The 17926-nt window shown below is 68.3% G+C and carries 16 protein-coding genes and 1 tRNA gene; 15 read left to right on the top strand and 2 right to left on the bottom strand.

Annotation, left to right across the window (positions count from 1 at the left end; translation table 11 throughout):
* Nucleotides 1-159 precede the first annotated feature (159 nt).
* A complete protein-coding gene (locus VN461_19910) occupies nucleotides 160-1323 on the top strand; it encodes a LysM peptidoglycan-binding domain-containing protein (protein ID HXB57039.1) in 1164 nt (387 codons plus the stop codon).
* A 15-nt stretch (nucleotides 1324-1338) separates the two neighbouring features.
* On the opposite strand, the gene pgsA is transcribed toward VN461_19910, so the two are convergent.
* Both pgsA and VN461_19900 read right to left on the bottom strand, forming a co-directional pair.
* Nucleotides 1339-1935 (bottom strand): CDP-diacylglycerol--glycerol-3-phosphate 3-phosphatidyltransferase, encoded by a 597-nt coding sequence (pgsA, locus tag VN461_19905; protein ID HXB57038.1) that lies wholly within the window; start codon nucleotides 1933-1935, stop codon nucleotides 1339-1341.
* 12 nt (nucleotides 1936-1947) lie between these two features.
* Complete coding sequence (locus VN461_19900; GenBank protein HXB57037.1) at nucleotides 1948-3234, bottom strand: nucleotide sugar dehydrogenase; 1287 nt, start codon at nucleotides 3232-3234, stop codon at nucleotides 1948-1950.
* Between the two features lie 201 nt (nucleotides 3235-3435).
* Here VN461_19900 and VN461_19895 point away from each other — a divergent pair, with 201 nt between their 5' ends.
* The 14 genes from VN461_19895 (at nucleotide 3436) to VN461_19830 (ending at nucleotide 17906) form a co-directional block, all read left to right on the top strand.
* Entirely contained in the window at nucleotides 3436-4488 is a 1053-nt protein-coding gene (locus tag VN461_19895; protein ID HXB57036.1) for an NDP-sugar synthase, read from the top strand.
* A 10-nt stretch (nucleotides 4489-4498) separates the two neighbouring features.
* The gene (locus VN461_19890) at nucleotides 4499-5845 is read left to right on the top strand and encodes a phosphomannomutase/phosphoglucomutase (GenBank protein ID HXB57035.1); all 1347 of its coding nucleotides are present in this window, start codon (nucleotides 4499-4501) and stop codon (nucleotides 5843-5845) included.
* Nucleotides 5846-5905: 60 nt separating this feature from the next.
* Nucleotides 5906-5981 (top strand) — tRNA-Gly (locus tag VN461_19885).
* A gap of 50 nt (nucleotides 5982-6031) precedes the next feature.
* Nucleotides 6032-6490: a polymer-forming cytoskeletal protein gene (locus VN461_19880; GenBank protein HXB57034.1), complete on the top strand. Its 459-nt coding sequence runs from the start codon at nucleotides 6032-6034 to the stop codon at nucleotides 6488-6490.
* A 41-nt stretch (nucleotides 6491-6531) separates the two neighbouring features.
* The gene (locus VN461_19875) at nucleotides 6532-8016 is read left to right on the top strand and encodes an aldehyde dehydrogenase family protein (GenBank protein ID HXB57033.1); all 1485 of its coding nucleotides are present in this window, start codon (nucleotides 6532-6534) and stop codon (nucleotides 8014-8016) included.
* A gap of 139 nt (nucleotides 8017-8155) precedes the next feature.
* On the top strand, nucleotides 8156-9199 hold the full coding sequence (gene hrcA, locus VN461_19870) for a heat-inducible transcriptional repressor HrcA (protein ID HXB57032.1): 1044 nt from the start codon (nucleotides 8156-8158) through the stop codon (nucleotides 9197-9199).
* On the top strand, nucleotides 9196-9846 hold the full coding sequence (locus tag VN461_19865; GenBank protein ID HXB57031.1) for a nucleotide exchange factor GrpE: 651 nt from the start codon (nucleotides 9196-9198) through the stop codon (nucleotides 9844-9846). Before hrcA ends, VN461_19865 begins: the two co-directional genes overlap by 4 nt.
* Nucleotides 9847-9912: 66 nt before the next feature.
* Nucleotides 9913-11712, top strand: coding sequence for a molecular chaperone DnaK (gene dnaK / locus VN461_19860; protein HXB57030.1), 1800 nt, complete (start codon nucleotides 9913-9915; stop codon nucleotides 11710-11712).
* 53 nt (nucleotides 11713-11765) lie between these two features.
* Nucleotides 11766-12893, top strand: a complete 1128-nt coding sequence (gene dnaJ, locus VN461_19855; protein ID HXB57029.1) for a molecular chaperone DnaJ — start codon at nucleotides 11766-11768, stop codon at nucleotides 12891-12893.
* Between the two features lie 17 nt (nucleotides 12894-12910).
* Complete coding sequence (locus VN461_19850) at nucleotides 12911-13711, top strand: 50S ribosomal protein L11 methyltransferase (GenBank protein ID HXB57028.1); 801 nt, start codon at nucleotides 12911-12913, stop codon at nucleotides 13709-13711.
* Nucleotides 13708-14442 carry a 16S rRNA (uracil(1498)-N(3))-methyltransferase gene (locus VN461_19845; protein ID HXB57027.1) on the top strand — a complete coding sequence of 245 codons (735 nt, stop codon included), beginning with the start codon at nucleotides 13708-13710 and terminating at the stop codon, nucleotides 14440-14442. Before VN461_19850 ends, VN461_19845 begins: the two co-directional genes overlap by 4 nt.
* Nucleotides 14443-14624: 182 nt before the next feature.
* Nucleotides 14625-15581, top strand: coding sequence for a protein kinase (locus VN461_19840; GenBank protein HXB57026.1), 957 nt, complete (start codon nucleotides 14625-14627; stop codon nucleotides 15579-15581).
* A gap of 183 nt (nucleotides 15582-15764) precedes the next feature.
* Complete coding sequence (locus tag VN461_19835) at nucleotides 15765-16736, top strand: branched-chain amino acid transaminase (GenBank protein HXB57025.1); 972 nt, start codon at nucleotides 15765-15767, stop codon at nucleotides 16734-16736.
* Between the two features lie 39 nt (nucleotides 16737-16775).
* The gene (locus VN461_19830) at nucleotides 16776-17906 is read left to right on the top strand and encodes a type IV pilus twitching motility protein PilT (GenBank protein HXB57024.1); all 1131 of its coding nucleotides are present in this window, start codon (nucleotides 16776-16778) and stop codon (nucleotides 17904-17906) included.
* Nucleotides 17907-17926: the final 20 nt, after the last annotated feature.

Genomic DNA, 17926 nt, shown 5'->3' with positions numbered 1-17926 from the left:
ATAAGCTCAAGTGTCACTTTAGAATCTTCAAAAAAGCCCTTGACGGCCGGACCTTTTTCCTGCTAACGTGCACCCAATTCCCGGGTGTGGGATCCACCTTTTTTGGCTACGCACTCGTGGAGTGCAGGGCACGGGCCGGACTCGTGCGGGAGGTCGGCAGTGAGATCTAAGGAAATTTTCTCTGGTCTCGCCATATTCACGCTCGTCCTTGGCTCGGCCGTCGCCCAGGACGCCCCGGCCAAGACCAAACCGGCCTCGGCGCCGGCGGCCACCACCGGGCTGCAGACCGGCCCCGCGACCGTGGTCACCCATTGGTCGAGAAACAAGTACCCCACGAGCATCCCGGAAGGGGCGACCTACTACATCGTCGAGAAGAACGACACCCTCTGGGACCTGTCCAAGCGCTTCCTCAACAACCCCTATCTCTGGCCCCAGATCTGGGACCAGAACAAGTACATCACCGACGCGCACTGGATCTATCCCGGCGACCCCCTGGTCCTGCCCAAGGTGGCCCTGGTGGCCGAGAAGGCAGGGGAGGCGGGGGGGCCGGGAGGAGAGACGGGGCCAGGCGCGGGTGAGAAGGCGGGCGCGGGCGAGAAGGGGGGGGCGGGGGGCCGGGGGCAAGGCCCGGTCCTCGTGCCCATCACCGAGGAGATGACCCTCCAGTGCGCGGACTACGTGGTGTCGAACCATGAGGACGAGAGCCTTCGCATCATCGGCAACGAACAGGGCGTGGCCAAGATCGCCCAGACCACCAACGACATCGTGTACCTGAACAAGGGCAGCAACGCGGGGCTCAAGGCCGGTGAGGTCTACACGATCCACCAGGTCGGCTACAGCGTCAAGCACCCGGTGACGGGGTCGACCATCGGGACCAAGATCCACACCCGGGGCTGGGCGCGGGTGATCGTGGTCCAGGAAAAGAGCGCCGCCGCCGTCATCGAGCAGGCCTGCTACGACATCCTCGAGGATTCCTATCTGAAGCCGCAGGAGAAGGTTAACGTGCCCCTGATCCTCACCCGCCCGCCCGCCACGCGCACGACCCCCCCCTCGGGCAAGCTCCACCAGTACATCGTGGACATCGCCGAGGACGTCGCCACCGCGGCGGAGGGCCAGTTCGTCACCATCGACGCGGGCACGGAGGCCGGCGTGGCCCCGGGGAACATCTTCACCGTGTATCGCATCGTCTACCCGAATGTGCCCACCCCGCGCGCCATCCTCGGCGAGCTGGCCGTGGTCGCGGTCCGGGATCGGACCGCCACGGCCAAGGTGACCTACAGCAACGACGCTATGGTCGTGGGGGACGAGGTCGAACTCCGCTGAGACAAGGGCGCGCCCTCACTTGAGGCGCGCCTCCGCGGTGGGCCGCAACGAGGGCGGCCCCGGCTCGGGCGGCGCGGGGCTTCCCCTCAGGATCCCCCGCCCGAAGCGCCAGAAATAGTCGACCCCCGAGAGCACGGTCAGCCCCACCACCACCCACAGCACGAGTTGCGCGGGCACGTCCAGGACCGGGAAGGGTCGGGACAAGAGCAACATGAAGATGGCGGTCACTTGGGAGACCATCTTGCCCTTCCCCAGGGGGGAGGCGGGGATGAGCACGCCCCGGCCCGCGGCCACGTTCCTGAGGCCGGTCACCGCCAGCTCGCGGCCCAAGATGATCATCACCATCCAGGCGTGGACGAGGCCCATCTCCACCAGGGACAGGAAAGCGGCCGCAGTCAGGAGCTTGTCCGCGATGGGGTCGAGCAGGATCCCCAGGCGCGTGACTTGGTTGCGACGGCGGGCGAAATAGCCGTCTAGGTAGTCCGTGAGCACGGCCAGGCCGAAGATCCCCGCCCCCAGGAACAGGCCTCCCTCGGCCCGGGTCAGGAGCACGACCACCAGGACGGGAACCAGGAAGATCCGCAGCACCGTGAGCGCGTTGGGGAGGTTCAAGGAGGGAGCTCCTCAGAGCTTGAGGATCTTGTCCGACACGATGGGCTTGGTGGCGTTGCGGGTGTCCACGATCAGGGCCGCGGCCTCCACGATCTCCGCGTAAGGGTAGGACGAGTGGTCGGTCACGATCACCACCAGGTCCGCCGCCCGGACCGCGGGGATGAGCTCCTGGGAGCGGAAGGTTACCTCGTTCAACCGCAGCTCCGGGACCCGAGGGTCATTGTAGCTGACGCGGGCCCCCCGGCTCTCCAGGATGCGCAGGACGTCCAGGGCGGGAGACTCCCGGACGTCGTCGCTGTCCCGCTTGTAGGCCACGCCCAGAATCAGGATCCGGCTCCCCTTGACCGATCGCTCCCGCTGGTTGAGGGCATCGGCTACCCGTGAGCAGACGTGCTCCGGCATCTCGGAGTTGATCTCCCCCGCCAGTTCGATGAAGCGAGCCCGGTAGTTCAGGGTCTTGAGCTTCCAGGAGAGGTACAGGGGGTCGATGGGAATGCAGTGGCCACCCAGCCCGGGGCCCGGATAGAAGGGCATGAAGCCGAAGGGCTTGCTGGCCGCGGCGTCGATCACCTCCCACACGTCCACGCCCAGGCGGCCGCACATCAAGGCCACCTCGTTCACGAGGCCGATGTTGACGCTGCGGAAGGTGTTCTCGAGCAGCTTCACCATCTCCGCGGTGCGGGTCGAGGAGACCGGGATCACGGTGTCGATGGCCCGCGCGTAGAGCGCCCGCGCGGCCTGGGTGCAGGCGGGGGTGATGCCCCCGATGATCTTGGGGGTGTTACGGGTGTTGAAGCGGGCGTTTCCGGGATCCACCCGCTCCGGGGAGAAGGCCAGGAAGAAGGACTGCCCCACCGTGAGTCCCCGCTCGTTCAAGATGGGCAGGATCAGCTCCTCGGTGGTGCCAGGGTAGGTGGTGCTCTCGAGCACGATCAGCTGGCCCGGGCGCAGCCGCTGCGCGATCGCCCGCGCCGCGTCCACCACCATCGAGAGGTCGGGATCCTTGGTCTTGCTGAGAGGGGTGGGGACGCAGATGATCACCGCGTCGCAGCCGGCCAGTTCCTCGAAGTCGCGGCTGGCCCGGAGCCGGCCCCCGCGCACGAGGGGGGCCAGGCGCGCGGAGGCCACGTCCCCCACGTAAGACTCGCCCCGGTTGACGGCGTCCACCTTCTCCGCATCCAGGTCGAAGCCCGTGACCTGGAGCCCGGAGGCGGCGAACTCGAGGGAGAGGGGCAGGCCTACGTAGCCGAGCCCCAGGGTGCCGATCCTCGCCTCACCCGCCTCGATCCTTCGCTTCAACTCGCCCGCGATGTCGGCCAGGCTGTACCTCCGTCGGGAAGGCCCGAACGGGCCCGGAGCAGCCGACTATACGCGATTGGCTCTCTGACTGTCAAACGTGGGCCGGGCCGAACCCTCGTTTTTCCAATCAGATACAGACGCTTTGGCTTCCCCGCCGGGAGTGCTATGATCCTCGACCCGGCAGAACGAAATGCACGCTCCATGAAAGCCGTGATCCTGGCCGGAGGCGAGGGAACAAGACTCCGCCCCCTGACCCTCACGACTCCCAAGCCCGTGGTCCCGGTCGTGGACCGCCCCTTTCTCCACTATCAGATCGATCTCCTGGCCCGGGCAGGCGTGAGGGAGGTGGTGTTCTCCCTCGCCTACCAGCCCCAGCGGATCGAGGCCATCTTCGGCGACGGCCGCGCGCACGGGGTCCGCATCCGCTACGCGGTGGAGGAGACCCCGCTGGGAACGGGGGGCGCGGTCAAGAACGCGGAGCCCTTCCTGGATGCCCGCACCGTGGTCCTGAACGGGGATGTCCTCACGGACGTGGACCTCTCGGCCGTGATCGCGGGCCACCAAGCCCGGGGTGCAGCGGCCACCCTCGTGCTCGCCCCCGTGCCCAACCCCGCGGCCTACGGCCTGGTGGAGACGGACTCCTCCGGCCGGGTGAAGCGCTTCATCGAGAAGCCAGGCCCCTCCGAGATCACGACCGACACCATCAACGCCGGCATCTACATCTTGGAGACGCGGGTCCTGGAGTTGATGCCGCCCGCGGTCAACCACTCCATCGAGCGCGCGTTCTTTCCCGCCCTCCTCGCCCGGGGTGATCTCGTGAGCGCCCACGTCCACCGCGGCTACTGGATCGACATCGGGACCCCGGAGAAGTACCTGCAGGTGCACCGCGACATCCTGGCCGGCCGCTTCCCCGTCCCGCTGGACGGGGCCCGGACGCGGGGGGGCTGGGTCCACGAGGGGGCCCGCCTCGAGGAGGGGGTTCGGCTGGAGGGCCCGTTCTACGTCGGCTCCGGATGCCGGATCGCGAGCTCGGCCGAGATCGGACCGGACGTGGTCCTCGTGAAGGACGTGCGGGTCGGGGCTGGGGCCCGGGTGCGCGACAGCGTGGCCTGGGCGGGCGTGGACATAGGCCCCGAGGCGCACGTGGAGGGGTCGCTCCTGGGCCCGCGGGTGCGGATCGGCCGCAGCGCCGCCGTGCGGGGGGCGGTGCTGGGGGAGGACTCCACGCTCTCCGACTTCTCCCGCCTCGCCTGAGAGGTCGCTCATGATCGAGCCCGGCATCTTCAAGGCCTACGACATCCGGGGACTCTACCCCTCTCAGCTCGACGGGGAGGTCGCGCGCCGCGTGGGCCACGCCTTCGTGGAGTATCTGGGCGCCCGCGGGATCGCGGTGGGGCGGGATGCTCGCGTATCCTCCCCGGAGATCGCGCGGGGATTCATCCAGGGGGCGAGCGCCCAGGGCTGCGAGGTCACGGATATCGGGATGGTAGGCACGGACATGCTCTACTACTACGTGGCCGAGAAGGGCCTCGATGGGGGCGCCGTGATCACCGCCTCCCACAACCCCCCGGAGTGGAATGGGATCAAGATGGTGGGCCGGGGGGCGCTCCCCCTCTCCGGCGACGCCGGGATCAAGGAGATCAAGGAAGCGATCCTGGCCGGGCGCTTCGCGGATCCCCACCCCGGCTCCGAGCCCACCACCGCCTTCCGCTCCATCGGGGGCGAGTACGCGCGACACTGCCTGTCCTTCATCGACGTCTCCTTGGTGCCCCGCCTCAAGGTGGTGCTCGACCCCGGCAACGGCATGGGGGCGGTGGGGGCGAGCGCGATCTTCCCCCGCCTTCCCCTGGAGGATGTACGCCTGTTCTTCGAGCTGGATGGAACGTTCCCCAACCATCCCCCCGACCCCCTGCAGGAGGCGAACCGCCGCCACGTCATGGAGCGGGTGGTGACGGAGGGGGCCGACCTGGGCATCGCTTGGGACGGAGATGCCGACCGCTGCTTCTTCATAGACGACACGGGGGCCTTCGTGCCGGGCGACTTTGTGACCGCCCTCCTGGGAGAGACCTTTGCCCGCCGGCAGCCGGGGGCGGTCATCGTGTACGACGTGCGCGCCTCGCGGGTGGTGGCAGACCGGGTGAGAGCAGCGGGGGGAGTGCCCCTCATGAACCGGGTGGGCCACGCCTTCATCAAGAAGCGTATGCGGGACGAAAACGGGGTCTTCGGGGGCGAGGTCTCGGGCCACTACTACTTCCGCGACAACTGGTATGCGGACAATGGCATGATCCCCGCCCTCCTGATGCTGGAGCTCTTGGGCCGGGAAGCGAAGCCGCTGAGCCAAGTCTTGGCCCCCCTGCGCGCCCGCTATCACATCTCGGGCGAGATCAACTCCCGGGTGGCGGACGTGGACGCGGCCCTGGCCAAGATCGAAGAGCGGTACGGCGACGCCCAGCTCCTGAGGATGGACGGGCTCTCCGTGGACTACCCGGACTGGCACTTCAACGTCCGGCCCTCCAACACCGAGCCCCTGCTGCGCCTGAATCTCGAAGCGGACTCCCCCGAGGCCATGGAGGGCCGCCGCGACGAGGTCCTGGCCCTCATCCGGAGCTAGGCTCCGGCACCTTGACCCCCGACCTTCGGGTGGTTATCATGGCCTTGTTTCTTGATTCGAGCGGGCGTAGCTCAGTTGGTAGAGTACGAGCTTCCCAAGCTCGGTGTCGCGGGTTCGATTCCCGTCGCCCGCTCCACGCATCGCCGGGCGCACTGACCGGAGCTCCGGACGTCGTCGGGAGGAATCATGGGAATCTTCGGCAAGCCCCCTGAAGGCAAACCGGTCGAGCCGCTCACTCCCCCGCGGGTCGCGCCCCCCGCTCCCGCCCCTGCTCCCTCTCCACGTCCGGGAGGGACCTGCCTGATCGGCTCCAAGACCACCGTGAAGGGGGAGATCACGGGGGACGAGGACATCCTCGTGGAGGGCGTGGTGGAGGGGCAGATCCGCATCTCGCGCGACCTGCGCGTGGGACCGGGGGGCGTGGTCAAGGCCAACGTCGAAGCCCAGTCCGTGGTGGTGAGCGGCGAGCTCGTGGGCGACTGCCAGGCCAGCCAGCGGGTGGAGATCCAGGCCACCGGGCGCCTCACCGGCAACATACGATCTCCCCGGGTGGTGATCGCGGAGGGGGCCACCTTCAAGGGCAACAGCGACATGTCCGGCCGGAAGGACGTGGTGCGCAAGGACGAGAAGGCCGCCGCTTCCTGAGGGGACCCTCTTCTCCGCTGACCTCCCCCTCGGGAGCCAGCATGCAGACCAAGCACGGCAACTACATCGCGGGGGCCTGGGTCCCCGCCCGGAGCGGCCGCACCTTCGAGAACCGGAACCCCGCGGACACCCGCGAGCTCGTGGGCACCTTCGCGGACTCGGGCCCCGAGGACGTGGAACAGGCGGTAGCCGCGGCCCGCGCGGCCTTCCCGGGATGGCGCTCGCTTCCCGCGCCCAAGCGGGGGGAGATCCTCTTCCGGACCGCCGAGATCCTGGTCCGGCGCAAGGAGGACTTCGCCCGCGACATGACGCGGGAGATGGGAAAGGTCCTGGCGGAGACCCGGGGGGACGTGCAGGAAGCCATCGATATGACGTACTACATGGCGGGAGAAGGGCGGCGGCAGTTCGGACAGACCACCCCCTCCGAGCTCCCCAACAAGTTCCAGATGTCGGTGCGCATGCCAGTGGGCATCGCCGGGCTCATCACCCCCTGGAACTTCCCCATGGCCATCCCCTCTTGGAAGATGATGCCCGCCCTCGTGCTCGGCAACACGGTGGTGATCAAGCCCGCCACCGATACCCCGCTCTCGGTCGTGAACCTGGTCGTGGCCCTCGAGGAGGCCGGGCTCCCTCCCGGAGTGCTGAACATGGTCACGGGCGGGGGCCTCGAAGCGGGCGCCCCGCTCATGTCCCACAAGGACGTGGGCATCGTCTCCTTCACCGGCTCCACCGGGGTGGGGCGGAAGGTCTCCGAAGCCTGCGCCCCCGCCTTCAAGCACTGCCACCTGGAGATGGGCGGCAAGAACATCATCATGGTGATGGAGGACGCCCGGCTGGACCTGGCCGTGGAGGGGGCGGTCTGGGGCGGCTTCGGGACCACCGGACAGCGTTGCACGGCCGCCAGCCGGGTGGCCGTCCACAAGCGCGTCTACCGAGAGTTCATGGAGGCCTTCGTGGACCGGGCCCGCAGCCTGCGGGTGGGCAACGGCCTCGACCCCCGCACCGAGATGGGGCCTTGCGTGAGCGAGAACCAGCTGAAGACGGTGGACAGGTACGTGGGCGTGGGTCGGGAGGAGGGGGCCAAGCTGCTCTGCGGCGGCCACCGCCTGTCCGGGGACGAGTACGACCGCGGCTACTTCTACGAGCCCACGGTGTTCGGCGACTGCTCCCCCCGGATGCGGGTTTCCAGCGAGGAGATCTTCGGACCCGTGGTGTCCGTCATCCCCGTGGACTCGCTCGAGGAGGCCATCGCGGTCGGCAATTCCGTCGAGTACGGGCTCTCCGCCTCCATCTACACCCAGGACATCAACAAGGCCTTCACCGCCATGCGCGAGATGTACACCGGCATCTTCTACGTGAACGCCCCCACCATCGGGGCCGAGACCCATCTGCCCTTCGGCGGCACCAAGAACACGGGCAACGGCCACCGCGAGGCCTGCGTGCAGGCCTTGGAGGTATTCTCAGAGTGGAAGAGCATTTACATCGACTACAGCGGGACCCTCCAGCGGGCGCAGATTGACGCCTGATGCCCGCCCGCGGTAGCCGCCGGCCCATCCCGCCCGCCCCTCCGCCCGCGCGGGCCATCCCCTTGCCCTACTTCACCATCCGGGTATAATTTCCTAGCATCCGGGGGTCCCGATTCCAGGTGAAGCATCGATTGAAAAGATGACCGCGCCCAGCCTCGACGACCGCAGCCGGGAAGTGCTGCGCTCCCTCATCCAACTGCATATCGAGACCGGGGAGCCGGTCGGCTCGGAGAGTCTCTCGCGCCTTTTCAACCGGGCCCTCTCCCCCGCCACCCTGCGCAGCATCATGGCCGACCTCGAAGCCCTGGGTTACCTCGACCACCCCCGCACCAGCGCGGGGCGGATGCCCACCGACGACGGCTACCGCTTCTACGTCGACAGCCTGATGGGTCGTCAGCCCCTGCCCGCTCGGGACGCGGCCGCCATCCAGAGCACGCTGCGCGCCGAGGGCTCGCTCGACCAGGTACTGGAGAGCGCCTCCCACCTCCTCTCGCGACTGAGCCGGAACGTGGGCTTCGTCCTCGCCCCCGACATCGCGAACACCAGCTTCCGCCACATCGACCTCGTCCCCCTCGCTCCCCCCCGGGTCCTGGTGGTGATGGTCTCGGCCACCGGCATCGTGACCAACAAGGTCGTAGAGATGGAAGAGAAGCTGGCCCCGGAGGAGCTCCAAGCCTGCGCCAACTACCTCAACGCCCATTTCGCGGGAATGAACTTGGCCACCATCCGCGCCCGGCTCCTCGAGCTCATGCGCGAGGAAAAGGCGCTCTACGACTCGCTCCTCCAGAACGTGATCGCGCTGGGCGAGCAAGCGTTCGCGGTCGAGGGCGAGGAGGCCAGCGTTTACCTGGACGGGACCTCGAACATCATCGCCCAGCCCGAGTTCGAAGACTTGGGCCGCATGCGCTCGCTCTTCAAGACCTTCGAGGAGAAGAGCCGTCTCGTCCGCATTCTGAACGCCTGCATTGCTGGAGACGGGATAAGGATTCTGATCGGCCACGAGAATACGGACCCGGGGCTGAAGGACGTGGCCCTGGTCGCGGCCGGCTGCCGGGTGGAGGGAGAACTGGGCTGGGGCCTGGGCGTCCTCGGATCCACCCGCATGGAGTACGCGCACGTGGTCTCGCTCGTGGACCACGTGGCCCGCGAGGTCTCGAACGTATTGCGGGGGCGGCGGTCATGAGCAAGGGGAAGGGGAAGGGCATCCCGGAGACTTCGCCTCCGGAGAGTTTGGTCCCGCCGGGGACGGTCCGGGGATCCGGGGAATCGCCCCTGCCCGAGGCCCCCTCCCGCGAGCAGGCCGGGGAGGGCGGGATGGCGCCCGCTCCCGCCGGCGTCCCCCCCAGCCGCGAGGAGTTCGAGGCCCTGAAGCGGGCGGGGGTCGAGCTGCAGGACCAGCTCCTCCGCAAGAGGGCGGATTTCGAGAACTACCGGAAGCGCGTGGAGCGAGACCGGCAGCAGGCCACCGTGGATGCGGTGGCCGCCATCTTCCGGGATCTCATTCCCACCCTCGACAACCTCGAGCGTGCCTTGAAGGCGGGGGGCGGAGAAGAGGCGCTTCGCACGGGGGTCGAGCTCACGCAGCGGGAGCTCCTGAGCTTCCTCGACAGCCACGGGGTCGTGGCCCAGGAGCCGGTGGGGCAGAAATTCGACCCCCAGAACCACGAGGCCCTCCTGCACGAGCCGGTGCCCGGCTACGAGGAGGGAACGGTGGTGGAGGTTTTCCGCAAGGGATACTCCTTCAAGGACCGCCTTCTGCGACCGGCCCTGGTCAAGGTGGCCAAGGGCGAGACGACGGATGATACGGCGGAGCCGGACGAGATACACTAGCGGGGCGGACCTACCCCCCGGGTCCTCCTGAGGGAGTCGTGAGCATGGCCAAAACAGAGGCTCGGCGTGGGTAAGCTGATCGGTATCGACCTGGGGACGACCAACTCCTGCGTGGCCGTCATGGAGGGCGGCGCCCCCCAGGTGATCCCGAACCAGGAAGGAGCGCGGACCACTCCCTCCATCGTGGGCTTCACCGCCAAGGGCGAGCGTCTGGTGGGGCAGATCGCCAAACGCCAGGCCCTCACCAACCCCAAGAACACGGTCTTCGCGGTGAAGCGGCTGATCGGACGCAAGTTCAGTTCGGGCGAGGTCGAGCAGGCCCGGCGCTTCCTGCCCTATCAGCTGGTGGAGTCCCCCAACGGGGACGTGCACGTCCAGATCGAGGAGAAGGTCTACTCCACCCCCGAGATCTCCTCCTTCGTCCTCCAGAAGCTCAAGGCCGCGGCCGAGGACTACCTGGGGGAGCCCGTCGAAGAAGCCATCATTACCGTTCCCGCCTACTTCAACGATCCCCAGCGCCAGGCCACCAAGGACGCCGGCCTCATCGCCGGCCTCAAGGTCTCGCGCATCATCAACGAGCCGACCGCGGCCGCCCTCGCCTACGGCCTCAAGAACGCCAAGGGCCAGTTCGTGGCCGTGTTCGACCTGGGGGGGGGGACCTTCGACATCTCGATCCTGGAGATGGCGGAGGGCTTGTTCCAGGTGCGGGCCACGGGCGGGGACACTTTCCTGGGGGGCGAGGACTTCGATCAGCGCGTCATCGACTGGCTGATCTCCGAGTTCCTGCGCGAGACCGGGATCGACCTGCACCAGGACCGCATGGCCCTCCAGCGCCTCAAGGAGGCGGCGGAGAAGGCCAAGTGCGAGCTCAGCACCGCCCAGCAAACGGAGATCGTGCTGCCCTTCATCTCCGCCGACGCCTCCGGGCCCAAGCACTTGAACACCGTCCTCTCCCGGCAGAAGTACGAGTCCCTGACCGACGATCTCTTGGAGCGCACGATCGAGCCCTGCCGCCGGTGTCTGGCCGACGCCGGGCTCCGCGCCGACCAGATCGACGAGGTGCTGCTGGTGGGGGGCCAGACCCGAGCCCCCAAGGTCTCGGACGTGGTGCGCAAGGTGTTCGGGAAGGAGCCCAACCGGGCCGTGAACCCCGACGAAGGAATCGCCATGGGGGCGGCCATCCAGACCGGGATCATCCAGGGCGAGGTGAAGGACCTGGTCCTGCTCGACGTCACCCCCCACACCCTGGGCATCGAGACCAAGGACGGTACCTTCACGCCCTTGATCGAGCGCAACAGCACCATCCCCACGCGCAAGAGCCGGGTCTTCACGACCGTGGCCGACAACCAGACCCGGGTCGAGGTGCACGTCCTGCAGGGCGAGAGCGACATGGCGGCCTACAACAAGAGCCTGGCCAAGTTCGAGCTGACCAGCATCCCCCCCGCTCCCAAGGGCGTCCCCCAGATCGAGGTCTCCTTCGAGATCGATGTGAACGGCATCGTCTCCGTCTCCGCCCAGGACCAGGCCACCGGCCGCAGCCAGTCCATGGTCATTCATCCCTCCGGCGGTCTCAGCCAGTCGGAGGTCAGCCGGCTCGTGAACGAGACGCGGGCCCGCGAGCTGGTGGAGCGGTCCAAGAAGGACCAGGAGGCGGTGGTCCGCCAGCTGGAGGGCCTGGTCGCCAACACCATGCGCTCCGTCCAGGCCCTGGAGGGCAAACTGACCCCCGACGAGCAGGAGCGCATCCTGGCCGCGATGGAGCGGGCCAAGAAAGCCCGCGAAGGGGACCTGGACGAGCTGAAGGCGCGGCTCGTGGAGATGGAGAAGGCCGCCACCCTCATCGGGCAGGCGATGCTCCGGCCGTGACGGGGGCGCAGTCCACGACCCCCGCAGAGGCCCGGCCCCCGGAATAGCCCGTCATGGCCCCCACTTCCAACCGTGACTACTACGAGGTCCTCGGAGTGCCCCGCAACGCCTCCGAGCAGGAGGTCAAGTCCGCCTACCGCAAACTGGCCCTCAAGTTCCATCCCGACCGAAACCCGGGGGACCGAGGGGCGGAGGAGCGCTTCAAGGAAGCGGCCGAGGCCTACAGCGTCCTCGGAGATGCCGACAAGCGGCAGCGCTACGACACCTACGGTCACGCCGGGCTGGGCGGCGCGGGGGGAGCGGGCTTCGACCCCTCCGTCTTCGCGGACTTCAGCGACATCCTAGGCGACTTCTTCGGCTTTGCCGACGTCTTCGGCCGCCGGCGGGGCGGCCCCCGGCGGGGGGCCGACCTCCGCTACAACCTTGAGATCTCCTTCGAGGAGGCGGCCTTCGGAACGGAGACCCACATCCAGATCCCCCGATCCGACACCTGCTCCGCCTGCGGGGGTAGCGGGGCGGCCCCCGGCACCAAGCCCACCACCTGCCCCACCTGCTCGGGGGCGGGCCAGGTCACGTTCCAGCAGGGGTTCTTCAGCGTGGCCCGCACCTGCAGCCGCTGCCGGGGCACGGGGAAGATCGTGGCCAGCCAGTGCAAGCAATGCGACGGACAGGGACAGGTCCCCATCGAGCGCAAGCTGCAGATCAAGATCCCGCCCGGCGTCGACACCGGCAGCCAACTCCGCATCTCCGGGGAGGGGGAACCGGGCACGGTGGGGGCGCCGCCCGGCGACCTCTTCGTGGTCCTGCGAGTCCAGGACCACGCCTTCTTCAAGCGCGACGGCAACAGCCTCTTCTGCGAGATCCCGGTGAGCCTGACCCAGGCCACCCTGGGCGCGACCCTGGAGCTGCCGACCCTGGACGGCGGGAAGGTCAAGGTCAACCTTCACGAGGGAACCCAGCCGGGCACGGTCTTGAGGGTCAAAGGACAGGGCATTCCCCACCTGGGTGGGAAGGGACGGGGGGATCTGCACGTGCTCGTCCGCGTGGTGGTGCCCACCCGCCTCACCCCCGAGCACCGCAAGCTCTTCGAGCAGATCGCCAAAACCTTGCCCGTGCCCGACCTCAAGGACCGGGACCGGTCCCTATTCGACCGCATGAAGGACATCCTGGGGCATTCCTGAAGGCGTTCCGGCTCGATGTGCGGCGGCAGGATGAGGAGCGGGCGACGGCCCTGCTCTGGGACCTGGGCACGGCCGGTATCCAGGTCACCCCGGGGAAAGCCAAGAGGGTCGTGCTCCTCGCCTACTTCGCGGAGGGGCCGCAGGATCGCGACGTGGCCGCGGCGCTCGCCCCCCTCCCCGGGGCCCGCCTGGAAGCGGCTGCGGTCCCGGAGGTGGACTGGGTGGCCCGCTTCCGGGAGGGCTTCCGGCCTTTCCGGGTCGGCCGTTTCCGCATCGCCCCCTCCTGGGCGCCCGGGGAACCCGGGAGCGATCTCCTGATCGTGGATCCCGGCGCCGCCTTCGGTACCGGCACCCACGAGACCACCCGCCTCTGCCTGGCCGCGCTGGAGTCGCGGGCCGCGGAGGGCCCCCTCGGTCGCGTGCTCGACCTCGGGACGGGCTCCGGCCTCCTGGCGGTGGCGGCGGTCAAGCTAGGCGCTCGGTCGGTGACCGCGCTCGACCTCGACCCCCTGGCCCTCGAGGCCGCGCGTCTCCACGCGCGCTTGAACCAGGTCGAGCTGCGCCTGCTGCGCGCCGACGGCGGGTCCTCCCTCCGGGCGGGAGCGTTCGATACGGTTCTCGCCAACCTCACGGCCGCCCTCCTGCGCGAACGTCGGGACGAGATCACGCGCCTCCGGGCCGCGGGCGGCGCGCTCGTGCTCTCCGGGATGCTCGGGAAAGACGCGGGCGCCCTGGCCCGGGCTTACGCCGGCCGGGGGCGGGTGGAGCGGAGGCGGGACGGTGAATGGGCCGCGCTCGTCGTCCGGGGTGAACCGTGAGGATCCCCCGCTTCCATGTCCCGCGAGCGGCGCCCGGTGCGCGCGTCTTTCTCCCCGAGCACGCCGCCCACCATGCGCGCCAGGTCCTCCGCTTGCGGGCGGGGGCGGCGGTTCGTGTCTTCGATGGTGTCGGGCAGGAGTTCGAGGCCACCCTGGACGTGGTCGCGCGGCAGGGCGTGCAGGCCCGGCTGGGGGCGCGGGTGGCTCCCTCCCCGGAGTCCTCCCTTCGCCTGGTGGTCGCGCTGTCGCCCCTCCCCGGCGAGCGGATGGAGCTGGTCGTCCAGAAGGCCACCGAGCTCGGGGTGGCGGAGGTCTGGCCCGTGATCACGGCCCGCACGGAGGCGGTGGCCCGGCCCGCGCTGAGCGGCTCGCGCGACGAGCGCTGGAACAAGGTGGCGAGCGGGGCCGCGGAGCAGTGCGGTCGGGCCGTCGTGCCCCGCATCGCTCCCACCACGACCCTGGAGGCACTGATCGAGACCCCGTTTCCAGGGCCCCGGGTCGTGCTGCTGGAGACGCCCGGCCAGCAATCCCTGGCCGTGGTGACCCCGCGCCCGGACGCCGTCCTTCTCTTGATCGGTCCCGCGGGCGGCTGGGAGCCGAGCGAGGTCACCCGCCTGCTCGCCGCGGGCTTCACGCCCGTGGGGTTGGGGCCGCGGATCCTGCGCGCGGAGACGGCCGCTCTCGCCGCGCTGGTGGTGGCCCAGGTTCTCTGGGGCGATCTCCTTTCTTAGCCTGCTCCCGGGGGATCGGGGCCCGTGTTCGCGCCCCACACCTGCGGGTGAGCGCGCGCAAGAGCGAGAGCACCCTGGCGGGCGCGCTCCTCTCCCCGCTCGGATGAGCGGGTTCGGCCCTACGCCCGTGCTCTCGAGCACGCCGCCCGGACGCATTCCGCTGCGCCTCCTTCGCATGCGGGATGCTATACTCGCGGCACTTCATGTTCCTCTTGGGACAGACCGTCGGCAAGTACCAGATCCTCTCCAACCTGGGCTCCGGCGGTTTCGGGACCGTATTCCTGGCCAAAGATCTCTGGATCGACAAGAGAGTGGCGATCAAGGTCCCCCACCGGCAGAGCGGGGACTTCGACGACCTGCTCCAGGAACCGCGGCTTCTCGCCGCCCTCGATCACCAGAACATCGTCGGCATCCTCACCGCCGAGCGCGTGGAGGGCATGTTCTTCATCGTGATGGAATACATCAAAGGCGAGAGCCTGGAGGCGGTGCTCGATCGTGAGAAGTCGCTCGACCTGCCGCGCGCCCTCAACTACTCGGTTCAGATCCTGAGGGGCGTCGAGCATGCCCACGATGCGCAGATCCTGCACCGGGACCTGCGCCCCGCCAACGTCCTCATCTCGGAGAGCGGGCTGCTGAAGGTGGCGGACTTCGGGACCTCTCGCTTCCTGGAGAAGTCACACGCCACCACCGTGATCGGTAGCCCTCCCTACATGGCCCCCGAGCAATTCCAGGGGCGGGCCGTGCTCGCCTCCGACATCTACTCGGTGGGAGTGATCCTCTACCAGATGCTCACGGGCACCCTGCCCTACTTCAGCACCAACCCCGCCCAGATCGAGCGCATGGTGGCCCAGGGTCGCTGCACTCCGCCCAAGGTCCGCAACACCCAGGTCCCGCGGGAGATCTCCGACATCGTGATGAAAGCCCTGGCCCCCGAGCTCAAGGAGCGCTACCAGCGGGCCTCGGAGCTGCTCGAGGACCTGGCCACGGCCGCCGACATCGATCACAACGCCACGGAGCTGGAGGATATCCGTAAGCGCCTGAAAGCACGCGAGGTACCCAAGAAGGGCTTCTGCTGGAACTGTCGAAAACCCCTGCACGCCCGCTCCGATACGTGTCCGTTTTGCGGCGAGAAGCAATGAGGGTGCCGCGCTCGCCTCGCTCCTAACCCTCCATCTCTCAGAGACTTCCCAATCGCCGGTCATTGACAGGCGGACAGGGGGGGGCTAGAATCTGCCCATCGGGTGGCTCGGACCGCGGGCCGGCCGGGAGCGCAACCCCGGCCTGCCGGCGATGGACAAGAAACGCGAGGAGGAAGCGCGCTCATGCCCGTCCCGATGTCGGAGAAGATCTGGATGAACGGGAAGCTCGTCCCCTGGGACGACGCCCGCATCCACGTCTCCGCCCACGTCTTCCACTACGGCTCCGCGGTCTTCGAGGGGCTGCGCTGCTACGCCACCCCCGAGGGCCCGGGCGTTTTCCGGCTGGATGCGCATACCGAGCGCCTCTACAACTCGGCCAAGATCTATCGCATGGATATCCCCTACTCCCCGGCGGAGATGAACCGGGCCGTGCTCGAGACCGTTAGCGCGAACGGGATGGACGCCTGCTACATCCGCCCCCTCGTCTACCGGGGCCCCGGGCAGCTGGGCGTGAATCCTCTGCCCTGCCCGGTGGACGTGGCCATCATGGTCTGGGACTGGGGGAAGTACCTCGGCACGGAAGCCCTCGAGAAGGGGGTGGACGCCCGGGTCAGCTCCTGGACCCGCATCGCCCCCAACACCCTCCCCGTCATGGCCAAGACCTCGGCCAACTACATGAACTCCCAGCTGATCAAGATGGAGGCCATCAAGGACGGCTACGCGGAGGGCATCGCGCTCGACACCGAGGGTCACGTTTCCGAGGGGAGCGGGGAGAACATCTTCGTCGTCCGCAAGGGGACCCTCATCACGCCCCCCCTCGTCTCCTCGGTCCTGCCCGGGATCACCCGCGACAGCATCCTGACCCTGGCCCGGCGGCAGGGGATCCCGGTGGCCGAGGAGCGCATGCCCCGAGAGCTGCTCTACATAGCGGACGAGGTCTTCTTCACGGGCACCGCGGCCGAGATCACACCCATCCGCTCGGTGGACAAGATCGTGATCGGCAAGGGGGCGCGGGGCCCCATCACGGAGGCCTTGCAGCGCGCCTTCTTCGACGTGATCGAGTGCCGGGTACCCGACGAGTTCGGCTGGCTGACCTTCGTGCGAGAGGTCCGTCCGGCGGGTGCTCTGCCGGCCCGGAAGAGGAGCGCGGGCTAGCCCGAGACCGGAGCGGGTCTCCGGGGTGGGAGAGGGGTCATGCACATCAACGACCTGTTGAAGATGGCGTCGGAGCGGAAGGCTTCCGACCTTCACCTCAAGGTGGGGTCCCACCCCGTGCTGCGCATCAACGGGGAGTTGATCCCGCTCGTGGAGACCAAGCGGCTCATGCAGGAGGACACCATCGCCATGGCGTTCTCCATCATGAGCAACCGACAGAAGCAGAAGTTCAAGGACAACCTGGAGATCGACATCGCCTACTCCGTGCCCGGCCTGGGCCGCTTCCGCTGCAACGTCTTCCAGCAGCGGGGCACGGTCGGGCTGGTCCTGCGCGTCATCCCCGTGAAGATCATGACCGTCCGGGAGCTGGGGCTACCCGTGGTGATGGAGAAGATCGCCCAGGAGCAGAGAGGCCTCATTCTCTGCACCGGGACCACGGGCTCCGGCAAGTCCACCTCGCTCGCGGCCATGATCGACTACATCAACTCCCAGCGCACCGAGCACGTCATTACCATCGAGGACCCGATCGAGTTCTTGCACCGGGACAAGAAGTCGATCGTGAACCAGCGGGAAGTGGAGGTCGACACCCGCAGCTTCGCGGCCGCCCTCCGGAGCGCCCTGCGCCAGGACCCGGATGTGATCCTGGTCGGTGAGATGCGCGACTACGAGACCATCGAGACCGCCATCACCGCGGCCGAGACCGGACACCTGGTGCTCTCCACCCTCCACACCCTGGACGCCACCGAGACCATCAACCGCATAATCTCCGTCTTCCCCCCCCACCAGCAGAAGCAGATTCGGCTCCAGCTGTCGGGGGTGTTGAAGGCCGTCATGTCCATGCGCCTGATCCCCCGAGCGGACGGCCACGGCCGCGTTCCCGCGGTGGAGGTCATGATCACCACCCCCTTCATCCGCGACTGCATCATCAACAAGGACAAGACCAAGCTCATCCACGAAGCCATCGCGGCCGGGGTGTCGCAGTACGGGATGCAGACCTTCGACCAGTCGATCTTCTCGCTCTACAAGAAGGACCTCATCACCTACGACGAGGCTCTGCGTCGGGCCAGCAACCCGGACGAGTTCAAGCTGAAGATCCAGGGGATCCAGTCCAGCTCCGACATCGCGGCGGAGGAGATGGAAAAGACCATGCAGTCGTTCGACATGGAATAGGCGCCCGGCGCCTCTCCGTC

The organism is Vicinamibacteria bacterium (genome assembly GCA_035570235.1).
Lineage (GTDB): Bacteria > Acidobacteriota > Vicinamibacteria > Fen-336 > Fen-336 > DATMML01.
The sequence above is the reverse complement of the archived record's forward strand: the minus strand, read 5'-3'. Positions and strand labels throughout refer to the sequence as shown.

Coding starts and splice junctions, on each gene's coding strand:
- hrcA (HXB57032.1), top strand. CDS start 8,156: ATGACCGCGCCCAGCCTCGACGACCGCAGCCGGGAAGTGCTGCGCTCC.
- VN461_19835 (HXB57025.1), top strand. CDS start 15,765: ATGCCCGTCCCGATGTCGGAGAAGATCTGGATGAACGGGAAGCTCGTC.
- dnaJ (HXB57029.1), top strand. CDS start 11,766: ATGGCCCCCACTTCCAACCGTGACTACTACGAGGTCCTCGGAGTGCCC.
- VN461_19875 (HXB57033.1), top strand. CDS start 6,532: ATGCAGACCAAGCACGGCAACTACATCGCGGGGGCCTGGGTCCCCGCC.
- VN461_19880 (HXB57034.1), top strand. CDS start 6,032: ATGGGAATCTTCGGCAAGCCCCCTGAAGGCAAACCGGTCGAGCCGCTC.
- VN461_19840 (HXB57026.1), top strand. CDS start 14,625: ATGCTATACTCGCGGCACTTCATGTTCCTCTTGGGACAGACCGTCGGC.
- VN461_19830 (HXB57024.1), top strand. CDS start 16,776: ATGCACATCAACGACCTGTTGAAGATGGCGTCGGAGCGGAAGGCTTCC.
- VN461_19865 (HXB57031.1), top strand. CDS start 9,196: ATGAGCAAGGGGAAGGGGAAGGGCATCCCGGAGACTTCGCCTCCGGAG.
- VN461_19890 (HXB57035.1), top strand. CDS start 4,499: ATGATCGAGCCCGGCATCTTCAAGGCCTACGACATCCGGGGACTCTAC.
- VN461_19895 (HXB57036.1), top strand. CDS start 3,436: ATGAAAGCCGTGATCCTGGCCGGAGGCGAGGGAACAAGACTCCGCCCC.